General features: G+C 46.7%; 7 protein-coding genes. 3 read left to right on the top strand and 4 right to left on the bottom strand.

Features of this window, described 5'->3' with window-relative positions; genetic code table 11:
- Positions 1 to 1337 precede the first annotated feature (1337 nt).
- Positions 1338 to 1889: an HNH endonuclease gene (locus P8O70_18260; protein MDG2198783.1), complete on the bottom strand. Its 552-nt coding sequence runs from the start codon at positions 1887 to 1889 to the stop codon at positions 1338 to 1340.
- Between the two features lie 25 nt (positions 1890 to 1914).
- Positions 1915 to 3675 (bottom strand): ATPase, T2SS/T4P/T4SS family, encoded by a 1761-nt coding sequence (locus P8O70_18255; protein MDG2198782.1) that lies wholly within the window; start codon positions 3673 to 3675, stop codon positions 1915 to 1917.
- 208 nt (positions 3676 to 3883) lie between these two features.
- Between P8O70_18255 and P8O70_18250 the strand changes: the two genes are divergently transcribed.
- Positions 3884 to 4948 carry a polyprenyl synthetase family protein gene (locus P8O70_18250; GenBank protein MDG2198781.1) on the top strand — a complete coding sequence of 355 codons (1065 nt, stop codon included), beginning with the start codon at positions 3884 to 3886 and terminating at the stop codon, positions 4946 to 4948.
- On the opposite strand, the gene P8O70_18245 is transcribed toward P8O70_18250, so the two are convergent.
- A complete protein-coding gene (locus tag P8O70_18245) occupies positions 4949 to 5401 on the bottom strand; it encodes a response regulator (GenBank protein MDG2198780.1) in 453 nt (150 codons plus the stop codon). It lies immediately after the preceding gene.
- 22 nt (positions 5402 to 5423) lie between these two features.
- Positions 5424 to 6257, bottom strand: coding sequence for an indole-3-glycerol phosphate synthase TrpC (locus P8O70_18240; GenBank protein MDG2198779.1), 834 nt, complete (start codon positions 6255 to 6257; stop codon positions 5424 to 5426).
- 270 nt (positions 6258 to 6527) lie between these two features.
- Between P8O70_18240 and P8O70_18235 the strand changes: the two genes are divergently transcribed.
- Both P8O70_18235 and P8O70_18230 read left to right on the top strand, forming a co-directional pair.
- On the top strand, positions 6528 to 7103 hold the full coding sequence (locus P8O70_18235; GenBank protein ID MDG2198778.1) for a hypothetical protein: 576 nt from the start codon (positions 6528 to 6530) through the stop codon (positions 7101 to 7103).
- Entirely contained in the window at positions 7096 to 7338 is a 243-nt protein-coding gene (locus tag P8O70_18230) for a hypothetical protein (protein ID MDG2198777.1), read from the top strand. Before P8O70_18235 ends, P8O70_18230 begins: the two co-directional genes overlap by 8 nt.
- Positions 7339 to 7343: the final 5 nt, after the last annotated feature.

Raw genomic sequence — 7343 nt, 5'->3', positions numbered from 1 at the left:
TCGTGGGTATTTTGCTTCGGTCTGCTCTAGTCAACCGATTCTGTAAAATTGGTTGAAGCAGGCAGCCAACAATGATTCCGCGGAAAGCTATGCTTGAAAATTGATTTGCCAAAGCGAGCAAATATATGAGCCAGGCTGATGCTCTGTTCAGCAGAACAATTCCTGTCCAGATTAACATAGGCTCCACAAATCCTATCGTCCAGCAAACACAACAGCGTGTTGTCTGCCATTAGACAGGGGCAAGTCTCAGATAGCTTTTCTTGCTCTATTTAAATAATCGAAGAACCCTCAAACTACTCTGGAATGGATCGCAAGAGGTACTGCCTTCGATCAAGCACAAACAAATATATTTCTATTCACCAAGAAGACATTCAGATCAATTGGCAATTTCCCAGATTGCTAATTGGACATCTACAGTTCTTCAAGATATATAGAAAGAGCTGCTTTGTTCTTCCTAGAAAACAGAAGAATTCTGCTCAAAGCGAGACTGAAGCATATTAGAAACAGTCTCCCATTCAGCAGGCAGGGTCATCACATGCTAGATAGCCCTGCAAACTTATATCGTGATATTATGCCAACCAGGATGAAACTCAGCGAAGTTTTTTTGAGCGGTTTCGCTACTTTGACGAGGTCTGCTTCTACAGAAGCAGACGTACTTCACAAATGCGGATTAATTAGCCAGAGTCGGGTAACTTTACCTTATAAAAATGCTTTATGAAAAAATTTAGCTTGCTAATTATCTTTAGCTGCACGGATCAAAGTCGCTAACAACACTTTGTTGCTGTAAGCAGATCAAAGCTGTCTGTTCCAAGGCCATTTGGCTTTCAGCACAGAAAGATTAGCTAATACTTTTTAAAACAAAGTAGTTACGAGTGTCCGTGCCAGAACCATTTGGCTAGCAGGACGCAGTGAACCGATCTGGTTCAGCATCGTGGAGACGGGTAGCATTTGCTTTTGGCCAAACATACTTCAAGAAGCGATGTTGGCTCCGTCAGGAAGCGGGTTCATCCCGGGTGCCAGCAGGAAACTCTGTCGGCACGTTTCGGCAGCTGAGATCTTTGCTCAAGCTTGCCTTGGCATTTTAGTTCAAAGAACGAAGACAGTTTTTGGTAGATTCGATCTACCCGTTTGCTAGAGAGTTTTCCTCAAGCTGATGGGAATTCAGCTTTTTCGAGGCATCTCAAGCAGGCGATCCATTCCAGAGTACTTTCTTTAATAACATTATCGGCAGAAGACCGAATTTCTTTAGTCTTTTCTCACCTAAACATAGGTGGGGAGAGACTTAATAGAGTTATCGGCAGAGAGGGCAGAGACTTTAGCGATAATTGAGAAGAATTTCAGAGAAAATGTGGATGGCGGATTTGGATGAGTTCCCCTGGCCACTGCAGGTACTGTTGCCAGCGGGGATCAGGGACTGTGATCTGCATTTGCTTGACGGCATGTACCATCTCCCAGTAGTCAAGTTCCCTCGGCTCACGTAGCGGCCGAATGTCCGTTCGTTGTCCCTTACGACGATTGCACCCCCGGCAACAAGTGACGATGTTCTCCCAAGAATTCTGTCCTCCATGGCTCCGAGGCAGCACATGGTCACAGGTCAGTTCAATCACAGGAAAAGCCTTCCCACAATACTGGCAACGATGCAGATCCCGAATGAAAATGTTACGCTTGGTGAAATTAACGCGGAGCCGGGCCCGATGGTATTCATGCAGAATCACCACGCTGGGAATCTTGATGCGTGTTGAAGGAGAACGGCATTCGTGAGCGTACCATTCCAGCACATCAATCTTGCCAAGATAGTAGGACTTGATACCCCACTTCCAGCTCACCACGCTGAGTGGATTCCAGCGATAGGGCTGGACATCAGCGTTTAGAACCAGAACTTCTCCCATGGCATGTCCTCCGCTGGGGTTTCAGTCAGGCTGGAAAGGGACCGGCTGGGATAGATGGTGATTCAGGAAGTAGGTTTTCAATGGCTTGGTCTTCTACCGTGATACTCAGAACTTCTTCCAGCGTGGTCAATCCTGCGCGAATTTTCTGGATTCCATCCATTCGCAGTGTGATCAAACCATGGCGCAATGCAGCTCGCTTGATCTCGTTGGCGTCACTGCTCTTTAGAATCACATCCTTGATGGAATCGCCCATGATCAACAATTCGTGCAGGCCCAATCGTCCTCGATAACCTGTTTCTCGACAAGCTGAACAACCTTGACCTCGGTAAAATGTCGCATTGACTTGGCTTGTGCCAAGACCTAACTCACGTAGCTGCTCTAGATGAGGTTCATAGGGTTCTTTGCAGGCAGAACAGATCTGACGCACCAATCGCTGGGCTAAGACTCCAATGATGGTTGAAGAGACCAAGAAAGGCTCTACGCCCATATCAATCAAACGAGTGATTGTTGCAGGGGCGCTGTTGGTGTGGACAGTGCTGAAAACTAAATGTCCCGTCAGAGCAGCCTGGATCGCAATCTGAGCAGTTTCTGCGTCTCGCATCTCACCTACCATCACCACATCAGGATCCTGGCGCAATACTGAGCGAAGCGCACGTGCGAAGGTAAGACCCAAACGTGAGTTGACCTCAATCTGGCTGTAACTCGGAATCTTGTATTCAACCGGATCTTCAATAGTAATTACGTTACGTGCTTGGCTATCAATTTCTCCGAGCGATGCATAGAGTGTTGTTGTCTTTCCACTTCCGGTTGGCCCTGTCACTAGCACAATTCCACCAGACTTTTGAATCATCGAACGGAACGGTTTGAGGATATTCTCACTCAATCCCAACTCATTCAGGTGCATCAGCTTGCTACTCTGGTAGAGTAATCTCATCACGATTTTTTCACCATGTACTGTGGGGATCGTAGAAACCCGGATATCGATCTTCTTACCTGCAATCAGGACCATTGTCCGACCATCCTGTGGCAGGCCTTTCTGGGCAATATCAAGGCGCGACATCACTTTGACGCGGTTCACGACCGTCACATGAACCTGCCGTGGCAGAGTGGTCACCTGATGCAAGACACCGTCAATTCGGTAGCGAATGACTGTTGACTTCGGAGAGGGATCAATGTGCACATCACTCGCCTCATCTTTTGCGGCTTGCCAGAGTAAGCTATTGACCAGTCGTTTGATTGGCTCCTCATCGTTGGCTTCCAGCAAGTCTTCCGGTTCTTCCACACCCAGAATGCTCTCAAAATTCTCTTGGTCATCTAGATTATCCACAGCTTCTTCAGTAGCAGCTGAAGTACTGTCATAAACCTGATTAATTAGATCGATGATTGCCTGGTGGTGGGAGATCACCGGTTGGTAACGCAGTCCCCAAGTGCGACACAGATCATCCAGCAAATCTGTACGTGCAGGGTTTTCAACGGCTACTTGCCATATTCCATCGACATATGCGAAAGGGCAAAAAACAAAATTTTTGAGATGCCGGATAGAGACTTTATCTGCGAAGCCTTCTGGTAACTGAGGAACCTCAAAATCATCGCGATATTCTAACTCATAATACCGTGCCAGTGCCTGTTGCAACACCGTCTCGGTTGTGAGCTTCTGCTTGATGGCAGCATTCTTCCAATCTTCCCAACGAATACTCGCAGGCATCTCTGCCTGTAGTTGCTCTAGCTTATCAGAAACAACTCCAAAGTCAGTCATCAGAATTTGGGCAACGTGCGTGAAGGGCATAATAAAAAAACCTTAGGCAGGTACTTAGTTTTTCTTGCGAAAACAAACGCTTGACGGTCTTGTAGAACAGCTGTGAGCAAGCGAAGCTTGACGCTACAAAGTCTTTTGTTAGGATTCAAAAACAATTTATCTATTGAGAATCATTTACTTTTTTAAATCATTTTCAATGGATAAAACACTGCTAAATTAGAGCAGACTCCATTAAGTTTTGCCAGAGCGCTTCGGTCAACTTGCACTAGAGCGTCTGCCTCCATTGATTTCATTTATGGCTCACGCACAACTTTCCAGTCCAATTGCGCCGGCAAAAAATCTGAGCGAACTACTCACCGAGTGGAAGCCTCAGCTCCAGCAACTGGAAACCCAGATCCTCTCGGGGATTCGCAGCGATATTCCCTTGCTAACCTCTGTTGCAGAACACATCTTCAGTTCTGGCGGCAAACGGCTTCGCCCAGCGCTTGTATTTCTCAGTGGAGCTTTGGGCTCTGCACATTCTGAAGATTTGCTGGTCGCTGCTCAAGTTGTTGAATATTTACACACCGCAACATTGCTCCATGATGATGTGGTGGATCAAGCAGATCTACGGCGTCAACAGGCAGCTGCCCGTACCATTTGGGGTAATGAGGCAAGTGTTTTGACAGGCGACTATCTGCTCTCGATGGCCTTCCACCAGCTGACCAGTCTAGGGAATCTGGAACTACTCAAGCTGATGTCAGACACTACCACTAGGATGGCTCGTGGTGAGCTCCTACAGTTGACACGTTCATTCAACAGTGCCAATGAGCAGGAATACTTGGAGATCATCACCAACAAGACAGCTTGCCTCTTTGCAGCTGCTACACAGATGGGAGGAATCCTGGCTGGACTGCCAGTCAATCAGACCAAGGCTCTCTATGATTATGGAATGCAGATCGGACTTGCCTTCCAGATCGTTGATGACGTTCTAGACTATTGCGGCAGTAACCGCACTGGCAAACCGGTTGGAACAGACCTTCAGGAACGAAAAATTACGCTACCTCTCAGCCATCTGCTTGATAAAGCTTCACCACGTGATCACCAGCGAATCAAGCAAATCCTCACGGCAACCACTATCACAATGGATGATGTGGTTTATGTCATTCGTTTGATGGAACGCTATCAATCATTGCACTATGCGCTTGAGAGTGGGCGCCAGTTTGTGGCCCAAGCTCAGAAAAATCTTCAGTCGCTTCCCAAAAATCATATTCACCACACCTTGGAACAGATCGCTGGCTTCATTGTGCAGCGAGATCTCTGATTAGCCTTTCCCAGATGCAGCAACTGGTGGCCGGGAGTGTCGGTTATAAAGTTCGCTCCAACGAGCTACCCGACGTGCAGCCTCATTAACCGTAGCGTTGATGTCTTCGATCTGTAGTGGCTTCTCAAAGTAATCGTGGGCTCCTCCCTTCATTGCCTGAATCACATGAGAGAGATTACTATGGGCAGTCATAATGTAGATCTGCATCAGCGAGTTGATCTCCTTAATTTGCTGCATCAATTCCAAACCATTCATCTCCCCCATCATGATGTCTGTAATCACAACGTGGAAAAAGCTCCGCTGCAACATGTTCAGCGCTTCTTCTGCGTTCCGCGCTGTAGAGACGTGGTAACCTTGTTTGGTAATCGTCTTTTGAAGAACTAATCGGATATTCTCGTCATCGTCCACCACGAGGACGTTTAACTCTGATTTGTTGGAGGAGGCTCTGGCCATGGGTTCCCGTGGGCTAACAGAATTAGGATTGAAGTTGACGCAGAAATTCCACTCGGTTAGGAGCTTTCATCACGGCATTACCAATCAGTAGTGCATCCAGTGGAACGGAACTGAGGTATTCAACATCCGCTCTGGAATCAATGCAACTTGCACTAATCAAGCACTTGCCAGCTTGTTGCTTCCACCGGCGCAACTCAGATTCTTCCTGCCACCATCGCAGGGTTGTTTCGATCGTCCCCTGCAAGTAACCACGCTGAGGTTCTGCAGGTAGAGCGGCTATGGGGCGATTATTCAATAGCAGTACATCCGGATTAATCGCCAAAGCTCTTGGTAATTCCTCTTGTAGAGAGCATTCAACTACTGCGGTCACTCCAATTTCAACACAACAATTCACAATTTCATGAAGCTCTTTTTCAGAGAAGTAGTATACCAGAATCAGAGCCGCAGAAGCCCCTCGCAAACGCCCCTCACGTAACTGGTATTCTCCCAGAATGAATTCCTTGTGCAATCTAGGGAGCATAGTCCGCTGTGAAACTTGCTCTAACAAGTCCAAGCTTCCACCAAAGTAACTCTCATCTGTAAGTACGGACACTGCTGCAGCACCTCCAGCTTCATATTCCTTTACAATCCCAGGCCAGTCTGGATTTGCTACATTTTGTTGGGCTGGTGAGCGCGCTTTGAGTTCAGCAATCAATGCTGGGCACTGTCTTGACCTCAGTGCTTCTCGCCAATCCAGTACTTCTGTAGCTTCTGTCTGCCGCTCTCGTAAAGCAACAAGAGGGTGAACACGTTGGCGTTTCTCAATCTCCTGAAGCTTTTGCTGACGCATCCGATCCAGAAAAGTACTTATCGTCATTTACTATATCTCTGTATTAGCGATTCATTACCTTACAAGATGCAGAGGGCATGCCCTCTCCAGAGGCAGACTTTAGACTGCTAACAGCCTGTAGGAAAAGATTTTTTTTAGATAAAATAAAGTGTGCCCAGAGCTTGCATCGAGTTAATTCTGGAAACTTTAATTTATTTATATAATTTTTATAGTTTTCTGTAATCCTTATTGTCTGCAACGCTTGTTCTGCTCTGGTCATGGACGCCTGGCGCTTACAGGGAATGAAGAAGAGGTGGCTTGATTACAATTTACAATTTCAAGGGAGGAGCCGGTAAGACGAGTTGTGCGATGAATATTGCGCTCACCATGGACTATGGCGTGGTGACCAATGATATCTACTCGCCAATTGAAGAAGTCTTTGACAACGTGCTCAAGGTCAGCCCATCAGAAGAATTTCCTGATTTCCCAACTGATGCAGAGATTATCTTTGATCTGGGGGGCTACATCGAAGTGCGCAGCATCACGGTGCTACGCAACTCAAAAGTCGTACTTGTTCCTACTATCAACGAGTATTCAATTTTGCAGACTACAATAAACTCAGTCGCAGAAATTGAAGAATATAATACGAATATCTGCTTGGTCGCCAATCGAACCAAGCGTGGGGATTATGAGGAGATCCGTCAAATCTTATCCCGATTTTACAAATATCCGATTTTTGAGGTGAAGGAGAGCCAGTCGATTCCTGCCATTTTCAAGAAGAAGAAGAGCATCAAGGCCATGGTCGAGGAAGGAGGTCTGCAAAAATACCACTTTCAGTACCTGGACCGGCAATTCGACAAGATCATCGAATTCATCCGGAGACATTATGAGTAAGGTCAACCTCAAAGATTATAAAAAAGAAAACCGGGGACTATTGCGCAAATCCGTCGAGGAACGCGTAACCTATAAGAAGTCAGGTCCCAAACCCAAACCCGAGGACGAAAAAAACTCTGCCAAAATCCTCGTTTCTATGAAGCCTGCCGAACGTGAGAGTCTTGAGGAAGCTGCAAATGGTCGCCCGCTTTCTCAATACATCAAGCATATCCTACGCGAACGTGGTGTCATCTGAGCGAA

Source organism: SAR324 cluster bacterium (assembly GCA_029245725.1).
Lineage (GTDB): Bacteria > SAR324 > SAR324 > SAR324 > NAC60-12 > JCVI-SCAAA005.
This window is presented reverse-complemented; position numbering and strand designations above follow the sequence as displayed.